The organism is Caulobacter endophyticus (assembly GCF_003116815.1).
Taxonomy (GTDB): Bacteria; Pseudomonadota; Alphaproteobacteria; order Caulobacterales; family Caulobacteraceae; genus Caulobacter; species Caulobacter endophyticus.
In genome coordinates this window covers 24,116-45,804 of sequence record NZ_QDKQ01000064.1, presented here as the reverse complement: position 1 = coordinate 45,804, position 21,689 = coordinate 24,116, and the positions used below count along the sequence as shown (strand labels likewise).

Sequence of the window (21,689 nt, the reverse complement as noted above, 5' to 3'; positions counted from 1 at the left end):
ACGGGCCACCTCCCCCAGAGGGGGGGCATCTTTGCAGCCTACTTCCGCACCAGGTCCATGAACCGCTGCTGCAGGACCTTGTCGGTCTTGAACACGCCGCGGAACTGGGTGGTGATGGTCGAGACGTCGTGATGGTGGACGCCGCGGGTGCTCATGCACTGGTGCTCGGCGTCGATCAGCACGGCCACGCCGGCGGCCGAGAGGTGGTCCTCGATGGCGTCGGCGACCTGCATGGTCATGGTTTCCTGGGTCTGCAGGCGCTTGGCGTAGATTTCCACGAGGCGCGCCAGTTTCGACAGGCCCACGACCTTGCCGGTGGGCATGTAGGCCACCCAGGCCTTGCCCAGGAACGGCGCCATGTGGTGCTCGCAGTGGCTCTGCACGTCGATGCCGCGCAGCATGACCATGTCGTCATAGCCCTGCACGTCCTCGAAGGTGCGCGACAGCTCCTTGGCCGGATCGCCCTGGTAGCCGGCGAACCACTCGCCATAGGCGTCGACCACGCGCTGGGGCGTGTCGAGCAGGCCCTCGCGGTCGGGATTGTCGCCGGCCCAGGCCAGCAGAGTCCGCACGGCGGCCATGGCTTCGTCGCGGGTGGGGCGCTGGGCGGGTTCAAGATCAAGACCGGCGTCATCCGTGCCGATCAGGGTTCGCTCGCGGGTCAGTGCGTCCATGTTGTCGAGGGGGTTCTTTCCACGGGCTGAGTTGCGCCAGGACGCCTGTCGCCCTGGAATTACGCGTGCCACCCGTTCAAGGCGCGTCTTTCACGTCGCAAAGACATGGTTCGAAGGCGCGCACCCCGCTATATGGGTCCGGTTTTTCGATCCGACAACACCCTTCCGCTGCGTCAAGGCGACCGACTTTTCATGACCATCAGGCTCTACGACACCATGGCGCGCGAGAAGCGCGACTTCGTTCCCGCCGATCGCGACCGGGTGACGATGTATGTCTGTGGACCGACGGTCTACGGCTACGCCCACATCGGCAACTTCCGTCCGGTGGTGGCCTTCGACGTCTTGTTCCGCCTGCTGCGCCACGAGTTCGGCGACGAGGCGGTGGTCTATGCGCGCAACGTCACCGACGTCGACGACAAGATCAACAAGAAGGCCGCAGACGAGGGCGTCGAGATCAAGGTCATCACCGACCGCTATCTTGAGGCCTATCACCAGGACGCCGACGCTCTCGGGGCCCTGCGCCCGACGCTGGAGCCCAAGGCCACCGACCACATCGGCGCCATCGTCGAGATGATCGGCAAGCTGGTGGACAACGGCAGCGCCTACGCGGCCGACGGCCACGTGCTCTTCGACACCCAGAGCTTCCCCGACTACGGCCAGCTTTCCGGCCGGCCGCTGGACGAGATGATCGCCGGCGCCCGCGTCGAGGTCGCGCCCTACAAGCGCCACCCGGCCGACTTCGTGCTGTGGAAACCCTCCAAGGAGAACGAGCCCGAGTGGGAAAGCCCCTGGGGCGCGGGGCGTCCGGGCTGGCACATCGAGTGCTCGGCGATGATCGACAAGCAGCTGGGCCTGCCGATCGACATCCACGCCGGCGGTATCGACCTGCAGTTTCCCCACCATGAGAACGAGGTGGCCCAGGGCCGCTGCGCCCATGGCCTGCCGACCTACGCCCGCTACTGGATGCACAACGGCTTCCTCGACATGGCCGGCGAGAAAATGTCCAAGAGCCTGGGCAACGTCATCATCCCGCACGAACTGGTCAAGACCGTGCCGGGCGAGGTGGTGCGCTGGGCCCTGCTGAGCGCTCACTACCGCCAGCCGCTGGACTGGACGCCGGAATTGCTGGAGCAGAGCCGCAAGTCGCTCGACCGTCTCTACGGCGCCCTGCGCCGCGCCAAGGACGTCGTCCCCGACCAGGCCGTCGAGGCCCCGCAGGAGGTGATGGACGCCCTGTGCGACGACCTCAACACCCCGGCCGCCGTCGCCAAGCTGTTCGAGGTGTCCAGCGCCATCGAGAAGGCCGTCACCGCCGGCGACCTGACCGAGGTGGCGATCCACAAGTCGCGCCTGCTCGAGGCCGGCGCCCTCCTGGGCTTCCTGCAGGCCGACCCCGACAGCTGGTTCGAAGGCGACGCCTCCGACGAGCTGAAGGCCCAGGTGGAAGACCTGCTGGCCCGCCGCGTCGCGGCCCGCACCGCCAAGGACTGGACCGCCGCCGACGCCATCCGCGGCGAACTCGACGCGCTTGGCGTGGTGGTCATGGACAGCCCGACCGGGGCGACGTGGCGGATGAAGGACTGATCAAGATGCTCCCCCTGAAGGGGGAGCTGTCGCGGAGCGACTGAGGGGGAAGACCCCTAGGAACCTCCCCCAGAGGGGGAGGGCCTCCCTATCGCGCCGTCGATCCCCCGTTCTCCGGATCCGGCGGCAGGCCGGTCTTCGGATCGCGCGGCACGGGCGCGAAGCCCTCGGCGATGAACAGGTCGGTGCGGCGGTTGCGCTTGGCGTCCAGGCGCACGCGGACGATCTCGTCGCCCGAATGGGCCTTGAAGTCCTGCTCGATCTTGGCGCGGTAGACGCCCTCCAGGCTGGCGACCAGCGCGCGGCGTCCGTACTCGGCCGTCAGCGGGGCCTCGGTCTCGGCCTGGTTCTGCGGATGGGCCTCGTGCACCCAGATGCGCAGCGGCGGGGCGCCGAACGTGCCCCAGTAGTCGCGGCCGTAATAGGCCGCCACGTTGAACAGGAAGCGGTCGTCGACGGCCACCGAGGTCACGCCGACGCCGGCCTGCTCCTCGCGGGCCCGGTCGATGATCGCCTGCACCGTCTGGTCCCAGCCGCGCACCCGCTTGAAGCTGTTGGAGAGGCCGATGCCGTCGGCCAGCCGCGGGTTGGTCAGGCAGGCCAGGAACAGGCCCGCGAACACGCCTTGCACGGCCAGGCCGGCGATCAGCCACCTGCGCGCGCCCCAGCGCACCATCCAGCCGGCCGCCAGCACCGAGCCGGCGACATAGGCCGCGGCCGCCCAGTTGGCGTTGGCGCGGCTGACGAAGGCCTGGCCAGCTACGGTCAGCAGCGGGGGCAGGGCGAAGCACAGCAGCAGCACGTCGGCGGGCGCAAGCTTGCGGCGCACCGCCAGCACGATGCCGCCGCCCAGCAGGACGCCGAAGGGCAGGGGGCCGAACACCCCGAACTGCGAGCCGATGAACTCGACCAGCTCGCGCGGATTGAACAGCGACTTGGCCCCCCAGTTGGCGTTGGCGGCGGTATGCTCGACCGTCGCGAACTTGTGGGCGGCGTTCCAGATCAGGTTGGGCGCGAAGACGGCGATCAGCACGCCGAAGAAGGCCAGGGCCATCGGCCAGGTCCACACCTTGCGGGCCTCGCGGGAAAGAGCCAGGTGCGCGCCGATGCTGAAGAGGACGTAGACCGCCGCGTACTTCGACAGGAAGGCCAGACCCAGCGCCGCGCCCAGGCCGGCGGCGACGAGGAGGCGCTTGCGGCCGGCTTCAGCGGCCGGCAGCGAGACGTAGGCCCAGATCGTCAGCGCCAGGAAGAACAGCAGCGGCGCGTCGGTGCCGATCACCGCCGAGGACAGGGCCACGCCCGGCATCAGGGCGTAGACCGCCGCGGCCGCCATGCCGGTCCAGCCGCCGTAGAGGCGGCGGGCGATGCGATAAAGCACCAGGGCGGTGGCCCCGTGCAGCAGGGGGGCGCCCAGCCGCAACCAGGCCTCGGCGTCGCCGCCGATCTGGGTGGTCAGCCAGATCACCCAGGCCACCATCGGCGGCTTGGAATAGTAGCCGAAGTCGAGGGTCCGCGACCAAAGCCAGTACTGGGCTTCGTCCGGGTACAGCTCCAGCGGCGTGGAAAAAATCGCCAGCACCCGGACGATCGTCAGCAAGCCGACCGCGATGAGCGTCAGGCGCCAGGCGCGGGCTTCGGAATCCAAGGCGGACAAGGCGGTCACGGTCATGCCCTCTCCTTAGCCAAGTAAGTGGAATCTGACCAATCGTTCCGCAAACGACCGTCGTTATGGCGGTTTCTGGGCGATCGTGGCCTTTCCGTCACCAAACCTTCGAAATGTTTCGCTAAACCCCCGGAACGATGCGGATTGATGCTCACCTTTAGGGCTCGCGTCAAAGAATGAGGGGATCCTTCGATATGAACACGAAAAAAATCGCCTGCCTGGCGTCGACCGCGCTGGTCGGCAGCCTGCTGGCGTCGACCGCCGCTTTCGCCCAGTCGACCGGCACCGACGCCGTCGAAGCCATCGTCGTCACCGCGACCACCACCCGCAACCAGAACGGCGCGATCGTTTCGCAGACCGTTCCGAAGTCGCGCTCGACCATCACGCAGGAATTCATCTCCCGCCAGGTTCCCGGCCAGACCATCCTGGATTCGCTGAACCTGATGCCGGGCGTGAACTTCACCAACAACGACGCCTTCGGTTCGGCCGGCGGCGACATCAACATCCGCGGCTTCGACAGCCAGCGCGTCGCCCTGCTGCAGGACGGCATTCCGCTGAACGACAGCGGCAACTACGCCATCTACCCGAACCAGCAGATGGACTCGGAACTGATCTCCAAGGTTGACGTGAACCTGGGCACGACCGACGTCGACAGCCCGACGGCCGCGGCCGCCGGCGGCACCATCAACTACGTCACCCGCAAGCCCTCGGAAGACTTCGGCGCCACGATCGAGCTGCAGGGCGGCGAGCAGAACTTCAAGCGCTTCTTCGGCGTTATCGACACCGGCGCCATTGGCCCGCTCGGCACCAGCGCCTGGATCAGCTACGCGGAGTCGAAGAACGACATCTTCAACGGCCCGGGCAAGATCCACAAGAAGCAGTTCAACGCCCGCATCTATCAGCCGATCGGCGACAACGGCGACTTCGTCAGCCTGATCGCCAACTACAACGAAAACCGCAACAACTTCATCAACCGCATGTCGCTGGCGGCCTTCCAGGCCGGCACGGGCGTCGGCTACACCGACGCGGTCTCGGGCACGAACGCCGCTGGCGCCTGTAACCGCGCCACGCCGGTCGCCGGCACCGCTCAGGTCGATCTGAACACCGGCACCTGCTACAAGTACAACATCAACCCGTCGAACACCGGCAACATCCGCGGTCAGTCGCTGTTCCACATCGGCGAGAACCTGATCGTCACGGCCGACCCGTACTTCCAGTACACCCTGGCCAACGGCGGCGGCCGCGCCCTCTTCCGTGAAGACGGCAGCGGCACCGGCAACGGCTTCATCCGCGGTTCGTCCCTGACCGGCGGCCTGGACCTGAACGGCGACGGCGACACGCTCGACACCGTCCTGCTGTACGGCCCCAACATCACCAACACCCGTCGTTACGGCGTGACCTCGTCGGCGATCTGGAAGTTCTCGGACAGCCAGAGCGTGCGTGCGGCCTACACCTTCGACACGGCCAACCACCGTCAGACCGGTCAGTACACGACCTTCGACCTGCAGATGAACCCGAACGACGTGTTCGGCGGCAAGGACGGCTACGGCCAGCCGATCAAGCTCTCGGACGGCAGCATCCTGCGTCGTCGCGACCGCGTCTCGGTGGCGACCCTGAACCAGTTCTCGGTGGAATACCGCGGCAAGTTCATGGATGACGCCCTGCTCGTGAACGTCGGCCTGCGCGCCCCGTTCTTCAAGCGCGAGCTGAACAACTTCTGCTACCAGGTCGACACGTTCAACGCCTACTGCACCAACCAGGCCCCGACCGCCGTCGCGGGCACTGACGACGGCAATGGCCAGACCCTGGTCACCCTGCCGGGTCAAGGTTCGACCCAGTACGGCCGTCCGCGCAAGTTCAACCGCAAGTACGACGACGTGCTGCCGAACTTCGGCGCCAGCTACAAGCTGACCGGCGCCCAGTCGGTCTACTTCAGCTACGCCCAGACCCTGTCTGCGCCGCGTACTGACGACCTGTACGACCGCAAGATGACCGATCCGGATCCGGAAACCGCCAACGTCTACGACATCGGCTACCGCTTCCAGAACTCGACGGTCCTGTTCGCGGCCTCGATGTACTACAACGACTTCACCAACCGCATCGAACGCGCGTTCAACGAGCAGGACAACATCGCCTTCTCGGTCAACGTCGGCGACGTGGTGCTGAAGGGCTTCGACGCCCAGCTGGGCGTTCGTCCGGTCGACTACCTCGGCTTCTACGCCTCGTTCTCGTATGTCGACTCCGAGATCCAGTCGAACATCCCGGGCACCTCGGCCGGCACCACCCTGCCGACCAAGGGCAAGGAACTGTACGAAACCCCGAAGTACCAGGGCGGCATGCGCGTCGACTGGGACATCACCGAGGCCTTCAGCGTCGGCGTCCAGGCCAAGTACGTCGGCGAGCGCTGGACCAACCTGACCAACACCGAAAAGGTGCCGAGCTACGCTCTGCTGGACCTGGACGCGCGCTACACGCTCGACCAGTTCGGCGCGAAGGGCTCGTACATCCAGCTGAACGTCAAGAACCTGTCGGACGAGAAGTACCTCGGCGACCTGTCGGTGAACCCGTCGGGCACCGGCACCGGTCAGCCGGGCTACCCGCGCACCGTCATGGTCACCCTGCACGCCAAGTTCTAATCGAACTTGGACACGTAAGATGGGGAAGGGCGGCTCTTCGGAGCCGCCCTTTTTCTTTTGTCGCACCAATTTGCTAGAACGCGCGCTTGACCCCCGGGCCATCCGGGGCCATCTGCGCCCCTCGTTTTGACCAGGTTTCGAAAATGACCCTCACCGTTCCCGCCGAGTGGGCTCCGCACCGCGCCATGTGGCTGGGCTTCCCGAGCCATGGCGAGCATTGGAAGGAAGACCTCGAGCCGGCCCAGAAGGAGGTCGCCGACCTCGCCCGCGCCCTGGCCGGCCCGGGCGGCGAGCGTGTGCGCCTGATGGTCGTGGGCGACGAGGCCGAGGCCGCCGCCCGCGCCCTGCTGTCGGACACGACCGTCGAGATCGTCCGCGGCCAGTTCGGCGACATTTGGCTGCGCGACACCGGCCCGATCTTCACCGCCACCGACAAGGGCGCCTCGGCGGCCGGCTTCAAGTTCAACGGCTGGGGCGGCAAGTACGAGATGGAGGGCGACGACATTGTCGCCGAGCAGATCGCCGCCGCCTCGGGCGCGCCGCTGGTCCGCAACGACTTCGTGCTCGAAGGCGGCTCGCTCGACCACGACGGCCTGGGCACGGTGCTGACCACCCGCCAGTGCGTGCTGAACGACAACCGCAACCCAGGCATGGACGAAGCCGCGATCACCGCCGCCTTCGCCGCCTCGATGGGCGTCAGGAAGGTGCTGTGGCTGGGCGACGGCCTGCTCAACGACCATACTGACGGCCACGTCGACAACCTGGCCCGCTTCGTCGCCCCGGGGGTCGTCGCCTGCCCGATGGCCTTCGGCGCCGATGATCCCAACGCCGAGGTCTATGCCGAGACCGCCCGCCTGCTGGGCTCGATGACCGACAGCCGCGGCTCGCCGCTGCAGGTCGTGCGCATTCCCTCGCCGGGCCGCATCCTCGACGAGGACGGCGAGCCGATCCCGGCCTCGCACATGAACTTCCTGATCGCCAACGAGGCGGTGATCGTGCCGATCTACGCCGAGGAGTCGGGCGCCTTCGCCGTCGAGGTGATCAGGGGCCTGTTCCCCGAGCGCCAGGTCATAGGCCTGCCCTCGATCGCGATCCTGACCGGCGGCGGCTCGTTCCACTGCATCAGCCAGCAAGAACCCGAGGAGTAAAGTCCGCATGACCCGTACGCTCAGCGTCGCCGCCATCCAGACCTCCTACGGCCTGGACCTGGAAGCCAACATCAAGAAGACGGAAGCCTTCATCCGCGAGGCCGCCGCCGGCGGCGCGCAGGTGATCCTGCCGTCGGAGCTGTTCCAGGGACCCTACTTCTGCGTCACCCAGGAAGAGCGCTGGTTCGCGCAGGCGCATCCGTGGCGCGAGCACCCGGTGGTGAAAGCCATCGCCCCCCTGGCCGGCGAGCTGGGCGTGGTCATCCCGATCTCGATCTTCGAGCGCGAGGGCCCGCACTACTTCAACAGCCTGGTGATGGCCGACGCCGACGGCTCGATGCTGGGCCTCTACCGCAAGAGCCACATCCCCGACGGCCCCGGCTACCAGGAAAAGTACTACTTCCGTCCGGGCGACACCGGCTTCAAGGTCTGGGACACGCGTTTCGGCCGCATCGGCGTGGGCATCTGCTGGGACCAGTGGTACCCCGAATGCGCCCGGGCCATGGCCCTGATGGGCGCCGAGGCCCTGTTCTACCCCACGGCCATCGGCAGCGAGCCGCATGACCCCAGCCTGATCACCACCCTGCCCTGGCAGCGGGCGATGCAGGGCCACGCGGTCAGCAACGTGATCCCGGTGATCGGCGCCAACCGCATCGGCTTCGAGCCGTGGGAGAACTATCCCAACGGCGGCCAGACCTTCTACGGCTCGTCCTTCGTGGCCGACCATCGCGGCGACCTGGTCAGCGAACTGGGAACCAGCGAAGAGGGCCTCGTCAGCGGGACCTTCGACCTCGACTACCTGACCACCCACCGCGCCGCCTGGGGCTTCTTCCGCGACCGCCGCCCGGACCTCTACACCAGCCTGGCTGGCCCGCGCCCGACGGCGTGAGACCGGCGGTCAGCACGACAACGGAAAGGGCGGGGGAAACCCCGCCCTTTTTCGTTCAGGCTCCTGGGCGCCGGAGAAGCCAGGCGATATCCGTCCGCCACCCCAGGCGAGCCGTCGGCCTATTCATCGATGTCCGGAAAGGTCCTTGGTGGAGCCGAGGGGAATCGAACCCCTGACCTCCTCATTGCGAACGAGGCGCTCTACCATCTGAGCTACGGCCCCAAGGAAGCGCGGAGATACGGTGACCGGGAGCGTCCGTCAAGCGGCAGTTGCGGCTTGGGCGAAAACAGCTCGGCCTTGCCAGGGAGGGCGGGGGCGGGCAAGAAGTCGACGACCGGGAGCCGGCCTGGCCGCGATGGCGACATCGGGGCGAGCGGGCGGCTCTCATCGAACACCGCGAGCGTGGCGGGCGCCCGAAACCGATCCTATCTTCGGTCGCCACGCTCCAGCCTGGAACCCACATGGCCCCGCTGATCTATTTCGTCTTCTTCATCCTCAACGCCCTCCTGGACCTGCTGAAGTGGGCGGTGATCATCAGCGCGATCATCAGCTGGCTGGTGGCCTTCGACGTCATCAACCTGCGCAACAACGCCGTCTATCAGATCAGCCGCTTCCTCGACGCGGTGACGCGGCCCCTGCTGGCCCCGCTGCGCAAGGTCATCCCGCCGCTGGGCGGCGTCGACATCACCCCGATCATCCTGATCCTGGTGATCATCGGCGTGCAGAGCTTCCTGCTGTTCCCGCTGCGCAACACCCTGCTTAGCATCCTCGGCTGATCCAGCCGTGAGCTGCGCCGTCCTGGCCGTGCGCCTGACCCCTCGGGGCGGGCGCGACGCCGTCGACGGCTGGGCCGCCGACGCCGACGGCCGGCCCTATCTGAAGGTGCGGGTCAGCGCCCCGCCGGTCGAGGGCGAGGCCAACGCCGCCCTCGTGGCGCTCCTGGCCAAGCGCCTGGCGGTGTCGCGCTCGGCCGTGCGCGTGGCGAGCGGCGCGACCGCCCGCCTAAAGCGGCTGGAGATCGACGGCCTGACGCCCGAGGATCTCGACCGGCTGCTCGGCCGCCCGGCCTGATCCCTTCCGAGCTGGCCGGAATCGCCTGTTTCGCGGGCGGGGTGCGGCGAATCGCCCGGCAGCCCCTTACCGCCCTCGCCAAGTCCCGCCACGGCGTGCCATTGAGAGAATGGCGTTCTTTCACGCCCTCTTAGCGTCTGTCGCCCATGGTGGGGCGGGACTTTTTCGAGTTCGGGCCAGCGGGGGCAGCGCCATGAGCGCCAGGTCCATCAACGTCAAGGATCGGCAAGCGGCGATCGTGCACGCCGCCGCGGCGCGGCGGGGCAACGTCTATCTGCGCCTGGTCGCCACCATCTCGATCGCCGTCATCCTCTACGTCTTCATCGGCATGGACTGGGTCTGGGCCTGGGCGGCGGTCTACACCCTGGCCCAGCTGTTCGAGCTGTGGCTGTTCCGGCGGCTGAAGGCCGCGCCCGAGCGCTTCCTGACCGGCTGGCGGCATTGGGCGCTGGCGATCATGCCGGCGGTCACCTCGATCATCTTCGGGGCTCTCGCCCTGCCGCTGTTCGCCTCATCCGAGCGCTTCGCCCCCACCCTGGGCGGCATGCTGCTGGCGGGCGCCCTGCTCAACGTCATCGTCGTCAATGTCAGCCTCAGGTCGGCGACCCTGGCGGCCGCGGCGCCGCACGTCGTCTACCTGCTGATCGCGCCGTTCATCGGCCGGGCCGCCAATCCCGGCGCGCCCCTGGCCAACGCCCTGTGGTTCGGGGTGCTGCTGCTGATCGTTTCGGTGGCGGTGGCCGCCCGCACCCTGGAGGCCGCGCTGAGGGCCGAGGAGGCCGCCAAGGCCGAGGCCGAGCGCCGCCGCCACGAGGCCGAGGAGGCCGTCGCCGCCAAAAGCGCCTTCGTGGCCATGATCAGCCACGAGCTGCGCACCCCGATCAGCGCCATCCTGGCCGGCGCGGCCCGCCTGCACAGCGAGGTTCCCGAGGCCAGCGCGAAGGTCCACGCCCAGCTGATCGCCGACGCCGGCGGCATGATGCGCACCCTGCTGAACGACCTTCTGGATTTCTCGCGGCTGGAAGCTGGCCGCATGGCCGTGGAGCGCGCGCCCTACGACCTGCGCCAGGCCCTGGCCGACACCCTGCGTCTGTGGCGGCCCGAGGTGCAGAAGAAGGGCCTGCGGCTGCGCATCGAGGGGGCGGCGGGCCTGCCGCGCTGGGTGGCCGGCGACAGCCTTCGCCTGCGCCAGGTGCTCAACAACCTTTTGTCCAACGCCATCAAGTTCACCGAGCTGGGCGAGGTGGCGGTGTTCCTGGCCGCCCATCGCCAGGGCGAGGGCTGGACGCTGGAGATCGCCATCGTCGACACCGGCCGGGGCATCGAGCCCGAGGCCCTGCCGCGCCTGTTCACGCCCTTCGACCAGCTGACCGCCGAGGTCGTGCGCCGGCATGGCGGCTCGGGCCTGGGCCTGGTGATCAGCCGTGAACTGGCCCGCCTGATGGGCGGCGACATCACCGTGGCCAGCGACGGCCTGGGCAAGGGCGCGACCCTACGCCTGACCGTGCGTCTGGACGAGGCGCAGGCCCCGCCCGCCAGCGCCGACGCCGCATCGATCGCCGGGACCCGGGTGCTGGTGGTCGACGACCACGTGGTCAACCGCCGGGCCGTCGAGCTCGTCCTGCAGACCTTCGGCGTCACCCCCGTCCTGGCCGAGTCCGGCGAGCGGGCCCTGGAGCTGCTGGGCGCGAGCGCCTTCGACGTGGTGCTGATGGACGTCTATATGCCCGGCCTCGGCGGACGCGAGACCACCCGCATCCTGCGCGGCGAGCCGGGCCCCAACCGCGAGGTTCCGGTGATCGCGGTCACCGCCTCCTCGACCGCCAAGGACTGGGACGCCTGCCGCGCCGCCGGCATGGACGCCCACGTCGCCAAGCCCATCGACCCGGCCCAGCTGCACGGGGCCCTGGTCGAGGTGCTGTCGGCCGCCCCGTCGCGAACGGCGGCGGCTTAGGCAATACATCTCCTACCCTTGATCAAAACTCTCCCACGGGAGAGGGTAAGCTTCAGCCGTTCCACCAGCGCGGCCTCGTCCTTCATCTGGCATTCCCAGATCGTCTCGACACGCCAGCCGGCGTCGATGAGCGCGGCCTCGTTGCGGGCGTCGCGGGCCTTGTTCCTGGCCACCTTGGCCAGCCAGTAGTCGCGGTTGGCCTGGGGCACGCGGGCGCCGCGCTTGCAGTCGTGGCCGTGCCAGAAGCAGCCGTGGACGAAGAAGGCCAGCCTGCGCCCCGGCATCACCACGTCGGGCGAGCCGGGCAGGTCCTTTCGATGCAGGCGATAGCGGGCGCCCAGGCTGGTCAGCAGGCGCCGCAGGGCCTTCTCGGGCGTGGTGTCCTTGCTCCTGACCCTGGCCATGACGGCCGAGCGCTTGGCCGGGTCGAAGACGTCGGTGGTCGGCGGGGTCATGGACGCGTAACGCGCGGGAAGCGGCCCAGGCGCAGCGTGCCGGTCAGCAGCCTCGCGCCGATTTGCCTGAAGCCCGGCAGGCGCGAGGTCGGGGTGAAGGCGAAGGTGCGCACCGCCGGCCAGAACCGGCCGCGCGACTGGAAGAGCGGGGTCAGGGCCCTGGAGGCCAGCTGGTAGAGGCCGGTATGACGTCGGCGGCCGGCCTGCCAGCCCTTCAGGGCGGCGGGCGAGGGAACGGTCTGCAGCCGGTCGGCCAGCTCGACGGCGTCGACGAGGGCCAGGTTGGCGCCCTGGCCCAGCTGGGGGCTCGTGCCATGGGCGGCGTCGCCGATCAGCGCGCAGGCGCCCACGTCCCAGCGACCGACGTAAACGTCGCGATAGATGGCCCGCGAGAAGCCGCTCCAGTCGGCGTGGCCGGCGAAGGCTTCGGCCAGGCCAGGCCACAAAGGGGCCAGGCGCTGGTCGCGCCAGGTGGAGAAATCTCCGGCCAGGAACTCGTCCATGCCGGCCACGGGGACCGACCAGAACACCGCCGTGCAGTTTTCCTCGCCGTCCGGCCCCAGGCCCACCGGCAGGGCGCCGCACATTACCTCGGCCCGGTGATAGACCTGCCGCAGGGCGCCGGCGAAGCGGCCGTCGGGGTCGCTGATGTTGGTCCACACCGCGCCCCACGGATAGACCGGGGCGCGGGCCCTGGGCCTGAGTAGCGGACGCAGGGCCGAGGCCGAGCCGTCCGCCGCCAGCACGATGTCGAAGGGACCGAAGGCGCGGCCGGCGTCGTCGTGCAGCACCGGGCGAGCGGTGTTCTCCAGGCGGACGATCCGGGCGCCGGTGACGATCTCGACCCCCGCGGGGGCCAGGGGCGCATGCAGGGCGTCGAACAGGGCGGCGCGATGGATGCCGACGCCGTGGGCGCCGCGCCGCCAGTCGCCGTAGTCCAGGGCCATCACCCGGCGGCCAAGGCTGTCGTGGCCGATCAGTTCCTGCACCGGGGCGCCGGCGGTCCGCACGGCGTCTTCCAGCCCAAGCGCGCGCAGGGCCGCCAGGCCCGTGGGCTGAAGCAGCAGGCCCGAGCCGACAGGCCGCGGCTGCTCGAAGGCTTCCAGCAGCATCACGGCATGGCCCTGGCGGGCGAGCGCGAGGGCGGAGGCCATGCCGCCTACCCCGCAGCCGACGATGCCGACCTTGAGTTTGGTCATGGAATGAGGGCCTGAAACGCGGTGGCGAAACCCTCGTCCTTCGACAAGCTAAGGACGAGGACCACGCGCTCAGAACGCCCTACAGCCCCTCGAACAGGGCCGTCGACAGGTAGCGTTCGGCGAAGCTGGGGATGATCGCTACGATCAGCTTGCCGGCATATTCGTCGCGCAGGGCCAGGTCGAAGGCGGCGGTCAGGGCTGCGCCCGAGCTGATGCCGACGGTCAGGCCTTCGGTCGAGGCGGCCTTGCGGGCCATGGCGAAGGCGTCGTCGTTGCTGACCTGGACGATGTCGTCGATGACGCCGCGATCGAGGATGCCCGGCACGAAGCCGGCGCCGATGCCCTGGATCTTGTGCGGACCCGGCTGGCCGCCCGACAGCACGGCCGAGGCTTCCGGCTCGACCGCCACCATCTTCAGGCCCGGCTTGCGGGCTTTGAGCACCTGGCCGACGCCGGTGATCGTGCCGCCGGTGCCGACGCCCGAGACCACGGCGTCCACGGCGCCGGCCGTGTCGTTCCAGATTTCCTCGGCGGTCGAGACGCGGTGGATCAGCGGATTGGCGGTATTCTCGAACTGCTGGGGCATCACCGCGCCGGGGGTGGCGTCGACGATTTCCTGGGCGCGGGCGACGGCGCCGCGCATGCCCTTCTCGGCCGGGGTCAGTTCCAGCTTGGCGCCGAGCAGCAGCAGCATCTTGCGGCGCTCGATCGACATGCTTTCGGGCATGACCAGGGTCAGCTTGTAGCCCTTGGCGGCGGCCACGAAGGCCAGGGCGATGCCCGTGTTGCCGCTGGTCGGCTCGACGATCGAACCGCCCGGCTTCAAGAGACCCTTGGCTTCGAGATACTCGATCATCGCCACGCCGATGCGGTCCTTGACCGACGACAGCGGGTTGAAGAACTCGAGCTTGGCCACGACCTCGCCCTTGGGCTTCAGCTCGGCCGACAGGCGCGGCAGGCGGATCAGCGGGGTGTCGCCGACGGTGTCGATGATGGAGTCGTAGATCTTGCCCCGGCCGGCGCGCTTGAAGCGAGCGGCGTCGTACAGGCTGGAAGCGTCGTCCATGGTGATCTCTCGGAGCGTTTGAATTTCGACCCTTGGGTGATCTCCACCTTAGGCCGTGGGGATTGGCCTGTCAGCGACCTATTCGGCCGCCAGGGCTGCAGTTTTCCTGGCAGCGAGCGGAGTCAAAAGGTGCTCCGCCAGCCAGCGCACGGCCGGGGCGGCCACGCCGTCGCCGATCACGTGCAGGCCGGCCGTGGCGCTCCTGGGCAGCTCGTAGCTGTCGGGCAGGCCCATCAGCCGGGCGCCTTCGCGGGGGGTGACCAGGCGCGAGCGCACGGCGCCCTTGTCGATGACGAGAAGCGTCTGGCGCGAGGAGCCGCCGCGCGGCGTGCGCAGGCAGCCGGCCAGGCCGTCGAAGCGCACCTCGGCGCGCTGTTCGCCGCCGCGCATGCGCCGGAATACGCCGCCGACGGCGCGCTCGCCGCTGGCGATCCGGGCGTCCACCGAGGCGCGGTGAGCCGGAGCCATCAGTTCCAGCAGCGCGGCGGTGGCTTCGTCGCTGCGCCATTCGACGGCGTCGTCAGGCTCCAGCACGGTGGAGAGATCGGTGTTGCGGGCCGGCGGGGCGGGCAGAGCCCACCACAGCCACTTGTCCTTCAGCGCCTGGGGCAGGCGGGCGGCGGCCTCGCGCACGGCGCGGCTGTGGAACGGCCCCTGGCCGGTCAGATCACTGGCGTCGGCGCGGGTGGCGACGACGAAGACGCGCGGCCGCGACTGGGGGGTGAAGCTGGAGGCGTCGATCTCCAGCGCGCCGAAGCGGTAGCCCTGGTCGGCCAGCGCCTGGCACAGGGCCGTGAAGTCCTCGCCCCGGTGCGAGGTCAGAAGCCCGACGACGTTTTCGATGACGATGGTGGTCGGGGCGCGGCCCTCGTCCTCCAGCGCCTCGATCAGCCGCCAGAAGCCGAAGAAGGCCGAGGAGCGCCCGCCGTGCAGGCCCGCCCGCGCGCCGGCCAGGCTGAAGTCCTGGCAGGGGCTGGACGCCCAGGCGAGATCCGCCTGGCCTGGCAGGTCGGACGCCTCCAGCTTGAAGACGTCGCCGGTGTGGAAGTGATCGTCGGCGCCTTCGAAGTTGGCGCGATAGGTCTGCGCCTTCACCGGGTCGAAATCGTTGGCGAAGGCGCAATTCCAGCCTTCGCCGAGGCCGATGCGGGCCATGCCGCCGCCGGCGAAGAATTCATAGAAGACGGGGCGGGCGTTGTGATTCATCGTGGCCGGATTCTAGCTTGAGCCGCCGCTTCGAGGATAGCGCCCGCATGATCCGATCCACCGCCGTCTTCGCCGTCTGCCTGCTGCTGGCCGGATGCGGCGACGGTCCGCTGGGCGCGGCCGAGGGGGCGGCGTCCGCGCCGGCCGACGCGCCGGCCGGCGTGGCGCCCGGTCCCGACTATGCCGGCGACTTCGACCTGGCGGGCACCGAGCCGTTCTGGGCAGGCCGGGTACGTGAGACCGTCCTGACGCTGGACCGCATGGAGGGCGGGGCCGTCAGCCTGCCCAATCCCGGCGTCCGGATCGACGGCGAGCAGGGCGTCTGGGACGCCGAGCAGCCGGGCGAGGCCGGCGCGGAGGGGCATCGGCTGGTCTTCCGCCTGACACCGCAGCCTTGCTCGGACGGCATGTCCGACCGGGTGTTCAGCCATGCGGCCGAGGTCTGGCTGGATGGGGCGACGTTAAAGGGATGCGCCGCGCGGACCGAGGATCTGGCCAAGCAGGGGCGGCCTTAGAGCTTGCGACTCACCCTAAGCGAGAGCATGATCAACTCCATAGCGCCGTCGGATGACGCCGCAGGCCTGCAAATGGAGAAAGTCATGAACATCGTTCGTGCGTGCAAGTTTCTTGGACCGATCCGCGTCAGTCAGACCGGCTGGTCTAGAGAATACGATGGTGAAATCACCCACACGGAAGCGACCACCCCCAAGGGTGAAAAGCTAACCGCAGTGGAAGTTCATATTTTCTGCAAGCTGTTGGAAGCTGGCCCGCATGTCGGCGAGCGAGTGCGCGCGGAGAGCGATGCGTACTGTGTTGGGGAAATCCGCTTTGAAGATTTCCACGAGCAAGATCATGGCTGGGTGTTCATCGCTTACGACGGCGACGAGCTAGCAAGTTTCATCAGCTAGCAATTCAGCCGCCCTTGATGTCGATGGTCTCGATCTGCGACTGGGTCGCCTCGGCCTTGTGGTTGCGGCCGGGGATCGGCAGCAGCAGTCCGACGGCGATGGCCGCGACGATGGCGAGAGCGATGAGGGCCTTGGCCGCCATGGCGTGTTTCAGGTCCGTTTCGGGTCTGTAAATTCAGCGCCCGCGCTCGACATATGGTTCCGCCTGCGGAGCTTGCAAGTGTGGCCAAGAACGACGGTATTCCGTCCTTCTCGCGTCGGCGGGCCCATGCACAAGTCCACCTCTCCCATAGGGAGAGGGAGGGGCCCGTCGCGAAGCGATGGGAGGGTGAGGGGTTTCACCCTCGACCGCCTTATCCCCTCATCCTCCCACGGCTGACGGCGCGGGCCCCTCCTTCTCCCGATGGGAGAAGGGAATTGATCCAGCGCCGCTAACGCTTGCGTCCGCTTTCGGTCTCGTAGGGCGTCCCGTCGCGATGCCGATAGGTCTCCTCGCCCGGGCGGATGATGAGATCCAGGTCCGGATAGTCGCAGCCGTCCTCGCCTGGCCGGCGCGAGCCCATCTCCAGCAGCACGGCCGGCGCGTTCGAGCGGTTCTGGATCTGGTGGCCGTTGGGAACACCCGCCTTGAAGCCCGCGCAGTCGCCGGCCCGAAGGATCGTCTCGCCCTCATCCTCGACCAGCACCACCTCGCCCTCGACCACCCAGACGAACTCGTCTTCCGCCGTGTGCCAGTGGCGCTGGCTGGACCAGGTTCCGGGCTCCAGCCGCATCAGGTTGACCCCGAACTGGGTCAGGCCGACCGCGTCGCCCAGCTTCCAGCGCTTGCGCGCCCGGCACGGCTCGTCGAAGGGCGAGGGATAGGCCGTGCCGTGACGGGTGGGGGCCTGGTCGATGTCGATCTTGGGCATGGTCGGCCTTGGGGTGTTCGCAGCGGGAGATATTCGTGCGTGGTTTGCGTCCCGCCCATGGGAAGCCTAAAGCCTGCAGCATGACCAGCCCCGCGCCCGTTTCCGTCAGCATCGACCCCGTCGAGCTCGCCCAGGCCCTGATCCGCCGCCCGTCCGTCACGCCCGCCGACGAGGGCGCGATGGACGTGCTGCAGCGCCAGCTGGAAGGCCTGGGGTTTGACTGCCGCCGCATGAAGTTCGGCGAGATCGAAAACCTCTACGCCAGGCGCGGGACGGCCCAGCCCAACCTCTGCTTCGCCGGCCATACCGACGTGGTGCCGGTGGGCGACGACGCGGCCTGGACCGCCGGTCCCTTCGAGGCCGAGATCAAGGACGGGGTGCTATACGGCCGCGGCGCGGTCGACATGAAGTCGGCGATCGCCGCCTTCGTCTCGGCCGTGGCCCATACCGAGGAGGTCCCCGGCTCGATCAGCTTCCTGATCACCGGCGACGAGGAGGGCGTGGCCGAGGACGGCACGGTCAAGGTGGTCGAGGCCCTGGCGGCCGAGGGCGAGATCATCGACCACTGCATCGTCGGCGAGCCAACCAGCGCCAACCTGCTGGGCGACATGGTCAAGATCGGCCGGCGCGGCAGCATCAACGCCTGGATCGCCGTCGACGGCAAACAGGGCCACGTGGCCTATCCGCACCGGGCGGCCAACCCGATCCCGGTGATGGTCGACATCCTCTCGCGCCTGCAGGGCCGCGTGCTGGACGAGGGCTATACCGGGTTCCAGCCGTCGAACCTGGAGGTCACCACGGTCGACGTCGGCAACCCCGCCACCAACGTCATTCCCGCCTCGGCCAAGGCCCGCATCAACATCCGCTTCAACCCGGCCCACAAGGGCAAGGACCTGGCCGCCTGGATCGAGCAGGAGTGCCGCGAGGCGGCCGAGGGCTTCTCGGGCCGTGTCGAGGCCCTGTGCAAGATCAGCGGCGAGGCCTTCCTGACGCAGCCGGGCGCCTTCACCGACGTCATCGTGGGCGCCGTGGGCGACGCCACGGGCCGCGTGCCCGAGCTGTCGACCACCGGCGGCACCAGCGACGCCCGCTTCATCCGCGCCCTCTGCCCGGTAGTCGAGTTCGGCCTCGTCGGCTCGACCATGCACCAGGTGGACGAGCGCGTGCCGGTGGAAGAGGTCCGCCAGCTGGCCGGCGCCTACACCGCGCTGATCCGGCGGTATTTCGAGGCGTTCGCCTAGCCACGGTGCGACCAGGGATTGAAATCCTCCATCAACCCTCGTCGGGCGACAAGGGCTGATGATCCGGGCCAAAGATTATGACGGCGAGTTCTCGCTGACCGAGCAGCTGCTGGGTTGGGCGCTGGCTGTCGGCATGGCGGGCCTGTTCATCGCCGCCTTGCTGTGGGTGGACGCCCGAAACGACATGCGTCTGGAGATGGCGGCCGCCGAGACGCGGAACGTCGTCGCGGCCTGGCGCATGGACGGTCCCCCACCTTGGCTGACCCTGTTGGTCGGCGCGGTGCCGTTCTATTTTGTCCCTGGGCTTTTCGGCGTCCGAAACTGGCGTCTCCACCCGACTCTGGGCCGGAAGGCGAGGGGCCGCGTGCTGACCCTGCTGGTCCTGGTCTTGGCCGGAGCCACGGCGGCTGTCGCGGTATTTTCCGGCCATCGGCGCGGTATCGCCACTATCGACGAGGTCGTTTGGCTGAAGAACCGGGAGGTCATCGCCCGGGCGCCCTGGAGCGCGGCGACCGGCGTGGCCTTGAACTGCGTGGAACACGGCCGTTCGAAGCGGCTCAAGCTGGCCTATGTCGTCACCTTCGCTGGGGGCCGCCGGGTTGATCTGTCTCCCGACTGGGGCGAGCCGGCGCTGCATTGGATAGAGCGCCTGGAGGACGCCCCTATCCTTCACGTCGTGCCCCATGGGGCTGTGAGCCGGGGAGAGCTTTCCGCCTGCGTCCGGCTTTATGCGCGGCGGCTGGACGAGGAAGACAGGCGTCGCCTCGACGGCGTCCTTGGCCTGCGGGCCGACAACCCTGATTACGTCGGCTAAACAGGGAGCCATGAACGAGCTCTCCATCGACGAAGTCCTGGCCGAGGTCGCGGTGCTGGTGAAACCGCACTTCGGCAAGGGCCGGGTGCCCGACTACATCCCGCAACTGGCCACCGTGCCGGCGACGAAGTTCGGCATGGCGGTGCGCACGGTCGAGGGCGGCGAGCACGTGATCGGCGACGCCGACGAGGGCTTCTCGGTCCAGAGCATCACCAAGGTGTTTTCCCTGGGCCTGGCGCTCAACCGCATCGGCGACGAGGTGTGGACCCGGGTGGGCAAGGAGCCGTCGGGCACGCCGTTCAACCACCTCTCCTTGCTCGAGGCCGAGGGCGGCTTTCCGCGCAATCCGTTCATCAACGCCGGCGCCCTGGCGGTGACCGATATCCTGCTGGACAAGGTCAAGGACCCCGCCGCCCTGGTGCGGGGCTTCGCCGGCTTCCTCGCCGACAGCCCGGTGGCGATCGACGAGGCGGTGGCCGCCTCCGAGCTCGACAACGCCTGGCAGAACCGCGCCATCGCCAACCTGATGCGCGGCAAGGGCACGGTGCGCCACGATCCGGAAGCCGTGGTCGCCGCCTATAGCCGCCAGTGCGCCCTGACCATGAGCTGCCGCCAGCTGGCGCGGGCCTTCCTGCCGCTGGCGGCCGGCGGCTTCTCGCCCGTGGTCGAGGAAACCATCTTCGCCGAGCGCCTGACCCGGCGCCTCAACGCCCTGCTGCTGACCTGCGGCATCTATGACAGCGTCGGCAGCTTCGCCTACCGCGTCGGCCTGCCGGCCAAGAGCGGCGTCGGCGGCGGCGTCGTCGCGGTGGTTCCCGGCAAGGCGACGGTGGCCGTCTGGTCGCCAGAGCTCGACCGCTTCGGCACGTCGGTGGTCGGCGCCAGCGCGCTGGAGGCGTTCAGCCAGCTGACCAACTGCTCGGTGCTGTGATGAACGGACGTGGACGCCGCGACCGGTACGACGTCGTGCGCGAGCTGCGGGCGCTGCGCCGGCGGGCCGACGCCCTGGCCTTTCCCGCCGCGCCCTGGGAGGGGCTGGGCTACCACAACTGGAAGATCCCTGTGCGCAGCGACATCGTGCGCGGCCCCGCGGGGCGGCGGCCGGTGCAGGCCGCCTGCGCCCAGGTGCTGATCGACACGGCCGCCCGCCTGGCGGCGGAGAAGCCGGCCCACCTTGGCGAGACGCGGGTGGTGGCGATCCTGGGCTGGCCGGATCTCTTCGCCAGCGAGATCTGCGTGTTCTTCGACCCGGCCGCCTACGACGCCTTCCGCCAGCGCGACGACGAATGGCGCCGCTGGACGCCCCGCGCCGACCAGGCCCTCGTGCGGCATCTGGACCTGAGGGTCCCAGCGGGCTTCGCGGTCGAGGGCTTCGACATGCTCTATCGCGACGACGACCCGCCGCTGGAGATCACCGGCGAAGCCTGGCTGATCGGAGAGGTCTTGGCATGATCGCCGCTTTTGTCGTCGGCCCCGTCGTCCTGTGTCTGATCGGCGGCCTGTTCTGGCTGTTCCAATGGCTGGTCACGCGTTTCACTCCGCAGCGGCCCGGCGAGCATCGCACACCAGCCATCCAGACGGCGGTGGGCCTCCTTGGCGTGACGATGGCCGTGTTCTTCCTGGGCATCGGCCTGCTTGGCCACATGACACCACGCCGGGACGACTTCTGGGCCTGGGTGATGGTGTGCGGAGGCTTTGGCCTCGGTGGACTCCTGCTGATCGTCGCGGCTGGCAACTGGCGGATGCGGCTCGACGAGAACGGCGTGCAGGTGCGCAGCAGCCTAGGAATCGACGGCCCATGGATCGCCTGGAAGGAGGTCGTCCACGTGCGGAGCAACCTCTGGGGCCAGATCGTCTTCGAAACGCGATCAGGCCGCGCCCTGCGCCTGAATGACGGCCTTTCGGGCTTGGCTGAGGCGATCCTGGCCGCTCGCGCGGCCGGGGCCCAGGTCGATCAGCTTCTGCTGGAGCGCGCCCGGGTCACGATCGACGGTTGACCCAGATCAAGGCGACCCGTCGCCCGCGGGCGCAACCTCCATCCGTTCCCCGATGGAGCCCGCCATGCCGATCGCCCAGCTCGTCTATCTTGGTTTCGTCCTCGCCGCCTTCGGCGTGTTCATGCTGGCGCTGGGATCGGTCTGGATCGCCGAGCGCGTTTCGGACGATTGACGCCTTTCGAAAGCCCTCGTTCCCTCCAACCCCGGGGGCTTTCCTCCGGAGGCCGATGTCGGTCGGCCTCCGGCCCCTCGCGGCCTTCGCCGGATGTC

General features: G+C 68.7%; 22 protein-coding genes and 1 tRNA gene. 14 read left to right on the top strand and 9 right to left on the bottom strand.

Annotation, left to right across the window (positions count from 1 at the left end):
* Positions 1-38 precede the first annotated feature (38 nt).
* Complete coding sequence (gene folE, locus DDF67_RS18895) at positions 39-674, bottom strand: GTP cyclohydrolase I FolE (RefSeq protein WP_109102388.1); 636 nt, start codon at positions 672-674, stop codon at positions 39-41.
* A gap of 192 nt (positions 675-866) precedes the next feature.
* Between folE and cysS the strand changes: the two genes are divergently transcribed.
* A complete protein-coding gene (gene cysS, locus DDF67_RS18890; protein WP_109102476.1) occupies positions 867-2,258 on the top strand; it encodes a cysteine--tRNA ligase in 1,392 nt (463 codons plus the stop codon).
* 88 nt (positions 2,259-2,346) lie between these two features.
* Here cysS and DDF67_RS18885 read toward each other — a convergent pair whose 3' ends face one another.
* Positions 2,347-3,930, bottom strand: coding sequence for an ArnT family glycosyltransferase (locus tag DDF67_RS18885; RefSeq protein ID WP_109102387.1), 1,584 nt, complete (start codon positions 3,928-3,930; stop codon positions 2,347-2,349).
* 188 nt (positions 3,931-4,118) lie between these two features.
* Here DDF67_RS18885 and DDF67_RS18880 point away from each other — a divergent pair, with 188 nt between their 5' ends.
* From DDF67_RS18880 to aguB, 3 genes are all read left to right on the top strand, one after another.
* Positions 4,119-6,560, top strand: coding sequence for a TonB-dependent receptor (locus tag DDF67_RS18880; protein WP_109102386.1), 2,442 nt, complete (start codon positions 4,119-4,121; stop codon positions 6,558-6,560).
* 143 nt (positions 6,561-6,703) lie between these two features.
* Positions 6,704-7,708, top strand: a complete 1,005-nt coding sequence (locus tag DDF67_RS18875; RefSeq protein ID WP_109102385.1) for an agmatine deiminase family protein — start codon at positions 6,704-6,706, stop codon at positions 7,706-7,708.
* A gap of 7 nt (positions 7,709-7,715) precedes the next feature.
* On the top strand, positions 7,716-8,597 hold the full coding sequence (gene aguB, locus DDF67_RS18870) for an N-carbamoylputrescine amidase (RefSeq protein WP_109102384.1): 882 nt from the start codon (positions 7,716-7,718) through the stop codon (positions 8,595-8,597).
* A gap of 146 nt (positions 8,598-8,743) precedes the next feature.
* Here the strand turns inward: aguB and DDF67_RS18865 are convergent.
* Positions 8,744-8,819: transfer RNA gene (locus tag DDF67_RS18865), tRNA-Ala, on the bottom strand.
* 239 nt (positions 8,820-9,058) lie between these two features.
* On the opposite strand from DDF67_RS18865, the gene DDF67_RS18860 reads away from it, so the two are divergent.
* The 3 genes from DDF67_RS18860 (at position 9,059) to DDF67_RS18850 (ending at position 11,622) form a co-directional block, all read left to right on the top strand.
* Positions 9,059-9,373, top strand: coding sequence for a YggT family protein (locus tag DDF67_RS18860; protein ID WP_109102383.1), 315 nt, complete (start codon positions 9,059-9,061; stop codon positions 9,371-9,373).
* A 7-nt stretch (positions 9,374-9,380) separates the two neighbouring features.
* On the top strand, positions 9,381-9,668 hold the full coding sequence (locus DDF67_RS18855) for a DUF167 family protein (protein ID WP_109102382.1): 288 nt from the start codon (positions 9,381-9,383) through the stop codon (positions 9,666-9,668).
* A gap of 193 nt (positions 9,669-9,861) precedes the next feature.
* On the top strand, positions 9,862-11,622 hold the full coding sequence (locus DDF67_RS18850) for an ATP-binding protein (RefSeq protein ID WP_109102381.1): 1,761 nt from the start codon (positions 9,862-9,864) through the stop codon (positions 11,620-11,622).
* Here the strand turns inward: DDF67_RS18850 and DDF67_RS18845 are convergent.
* From DDF67_RS18845 to DDF67_RS18830, 4 genes are all read right to left on the bottom strand, one after another.
* Entirely contained in the window at positions 11,619-12,077 is a 459-nt protein-coding gene (locus tag DDF67_RS18845) for a very short patch repair endonuclease (protein WP_109102380.1), read from the bottom strand. The two genes, DDF67_RS18850 and DDF67_RS18845, sit on opposite strands and share 4 nt — an antisense overlap.
* The gene (locus DDF67_RS18840) at positions 12,074-13,276 is read right to left on the bottom strand and encodes an FAD-dependent oxidoreductase (RefSeq protein WP_109102379.1); all 1,203 of its coding nucleotides are present in this window, start codon (positions 13,274-13,276) and stop codon (positions 12,074-12,076) included. Before DDF67_RS18840 ends, DDF67_RS18845 begins: the two co-directional genes overlap by 4 nt.
* 79 nt (positions 13,277-13,355) lie before the next feature.
* Positions 13,356-14,342: a cysteine synthase A gene (cysK, locus tag DDF67_RS18835; protein ID WP_109102378.1), complete on the bottom strand. Its 987-nt coding sequence runs from the start codon at positions 14,340-14,342 to the stop codon at positions 13,356-13,358.
* A gap of 78 nt (positions 14,343-14,420) precedes the next feature.
* The gene (locus tag DDF67_RS18830; protein ID WP_109102377.1) at positions 14,421-15,548 is read right to left on the bottom strand and encodes a DNA cytosine methyltransferase; all 1,128 of its coding nucleotides are present in this window, start codon (positions 15,546-15,548) and stop codon (positions 14,421-14,423) included.
* 47 nt (positions 15,549-15,595) lie between these two features.
* On the opposite strand from DDF67_RS18830, the gene DDF67_RS18825 reads away from it, so the two are divergent.
* Positions 15,596-16,063: a COG3650 family protein gene (locus DDF67_RS18825; protein WP_109102376.1), complete on the top strand. Its 468-nt coding sequence runs from the start codon at positions 15,596-15,598 to the stop codon at positions 16,061-16,063.
* Between the two features lie 84 nt (positions 16,064-16,147).
* Entirely contained in the window at positions 16,148-16,456 is a 309-nt protein-coding gene (locus DDF67_RS18820) for a hypothetical protein (protein ID WP_146198057.1), read from the top strand.
* Between the two features lie 4 nt (positions 16,457-16,460).
* Here the strand turns inward: DDF67_RS18820 and DDF67_RS25800 are convergent, their stop codons facing one another.
* Together DDF67_RS25800 and DDF67_RS18815 are read right to left on the bottom strand one after the other, a co-directional pair.
* Positions 16,461-16,598, bottom strand: coding sequence for a hypothetical protein (locus tag DDF67_RS25800; RefSeq protein WP_199229278.1), 138 nt, complete (start codon positions 16,596-16,598; stop codon positions 16,461-16,463).
* A gap of 289 nt (positions 16,599-16,887) precedes the next feature.
* Positions 16,888-17,367, bottom strand: coding sequence for a cupin domain-containing protein (locus DDF67_RS18815; RefSeq protein ID WP_109102374.1), 480 nt, complete (start codon positions 17,365-17,367; stop codon positions 16,888-16,890).
* An 80-nt stretch (positions 17,368-17,447) separates the two neighbouring features.
* Between DDF67_RS18815 and dapE the strand changes: the two genes are divergently transcribed.
* The 5 genes from dapE to DDF67_RS18790 are packed head-to-tail and all read left to right on the top strand — an operon-like array spanning position 17,448 to position 21,419.
* A complete protein-coding gene (gene dapE / locus DDF67_RS18810; protein WP_109102373.1) occupies positions 17,448-18,608 on the top strand; it encodes a succinyl-diaminopimelate desuccinylase in 1,161 nt (386 codons plus the stop codon).
* Positions 18,609-18,666: 58 nt separating this feature from the next.
* Entirely contained in the window at positions 18,667-19,422 is a 756-nt protein-coding gene (locus DDF67_RS18805) for a hypothetical protein (RefSeq protein WP_109102372.1), read from the top strand.
* A gap of 10 nt (positions 19,423-19,432) precedes the next feature.
* On the top strand, positions 19,433-20,353 hold the full coding sequence (locus DDF67_RS18800; protein ID WP_109102371.1) for a glutaminase: 921 nt from the start codon (positions 19,433-19,435) through the stop codon (positions 20,351-20,353).
* Positions 20,353-20,874, top strand: a complete 522-nt coding sequence (locus tag DDF67_RS18795) for a DUF3916 domain-containing protein (RefSeq protein ID WP_109102370.1) — start codon at positions 20,353-20,355, stop codon at positions 20,872-20,874. The genes DDF67_RS18800 and DDF67_RS18795 overlap by 1 nt, the downstream gene beginning before the upstream one ends.
* Positions 20,871-21,419 carry a hypothetical protein gene (locus tag DDF67_RS18790; protein WP_109102369.1) on the top strand — a complete coding sequence of 183 codons (549 nt, stop codon included), beginning with the start codon at positions 20,871-20,873 and terminating at the stop codon, positions 21,417-21,419. Before DDF67_RS18795 ends, DDF67_RS18790 begins: the two co-directional genes overlap by 4 nt.
* Positions 21,420-21,689: the final 270 nt, after the last annotated feature.

Coding starts and splice junctions, on each gene's coding strand:
- DDF67_RS18860 (WP_109102383.1), top strand. CDS start 9,059: ATGGCCCCGCTGATCTATTTCGTCTTCTTCATCCTCAACGCCCTCCTG.
- DDF67_RS18795 (WP_109102370.1), top strand. CDS start 20,353: ATGAACGGACGTGGACGCCGCGACCGGTACGACGTCGTGCGCGAGCTG.
- DDF67_RS18830 (WP_109102377.1), bottom strand. CDS start 15,548: ATGAATCACAACGCCCGCCCCGTCTTCTATGAATTCTTCGCCGGCGGC.
- DDF67_RS18790 (WP_109102369.1), top strand. CDS start 20,871: ATGATCGCCGCTTTTGTCGTCGGCCCCGTCGTCCTGTGTCTGATCGGC.
- DDF67_RS18820 (WP_146198057.1), top strand. CDS start 16,148: ATGAACATCGTTCGTGCGTGCAAGTTTCTTGGACCGATCCGCGTCAGT.
- DDF67_RS18880 (WP_109102386.1), top strand. CDS start 4,119: ATGAACACGAAAAAAATCGCCTGCCTGGCGTCGACCGCGCTGGTCGGC.
- aguB (WP_109102384.1), top strand. CDS start 7,716: ATGACCCGTACGCTCAGCGTCGCCGCCATCCAGACCTCCTACGGCCTG.
- DDF67_RS18885 (WP_109102387.1), bottom strand. CDS start 3,930: ATGACCGTGACCGCCTTGTCCGCCTTGGATTCCGAAGCCCGCGCCTGG.
- cysK (WP_109102378.1), bottom strand. CDS start 14,342: ATGGACGACGCTTCCAGCCTGTACGACGCCGCTCGCTTCAAGCGCGCC.
- folE (WP_109102388.1), bottom strand. CDS start 674: ATGGACGCACTGACCCGCGAGCGAACCCTGATCGGCACGGATGACGCC.
- DDF67_RS18840 (WP_109102379.1), bottom strand. CDS start 13,276: ATGACCAAACTCAAGGTCGGCATCGTCGGCTGCGGGGTAGGCGGCATG.
- DDF67_RS18825 (WP_109102376.1), top strand. CDS start 15,596: ATGATCCGATCCACCGCCGTCTTCGCCGTCTGCCTGCTGCTGGCCGGA.
- DDF67_RS18850 (WP_109102381.1), top strand. CDS start 9,862: ATGAGCGCCAGGTCCATCAACGTCAAGGATCGGCAAGCGGCGATCGTG.
- DDF67_RS18805 (WP_109102372.1), top strand. CDS start 18,667: ATGATCCGGGCCAAAGATTATGACGGCGAGTTCTCGCTGACCGAGCAG.
- DDF67_RS18845 (WP_109102380.1), bottom strand. CDS start 12,077: ATGACCCCGCCGACCACCGACGTCTTCGACCCGGCCAAGCGCTCGGCC.
- DDF67_RS18875 (WP_109102385.1), top strand. CDS start 6,704: ATGACCCTCACCGTTCCCGCCGAGTGGGCTCCGCACCGCGCCATGTGG.
- DDF67_RS25800 (WP_199229278.1), bottom strand. CDS start 16,598: ATGGCGGCCAAGGCCCTCATCGCTCTCGCCATCGTCGCGGCCATCGCC.
- DDF67_RS18800 (WP_109102371.1), top strand. CDS start 19,433: ATGAACGAGCTCTCCATCGACGAAGTCCTGGCCGAGGTCGCGGTGCTG.
- dapE (WP_109102373.1), top strand. CDS start 17,448: ATGACCAGCCCCGCGCCCGTTTCCGTCAGCATCGACCCCGTCGAGCTC.
- DDF67_RS18815 (WP_109102374.1), bottom strand. CDS start 17,367: ATGCCCAAGATCGACATCGACCAGGCCCCCACCCGTCACGGCACGGCC.
- cysS (WP_109102476.1), top strand. CDS start 867: ATGACCATCAGGCTCTACGACACCATGGCGCGCGAGAAGCGCGACTTC.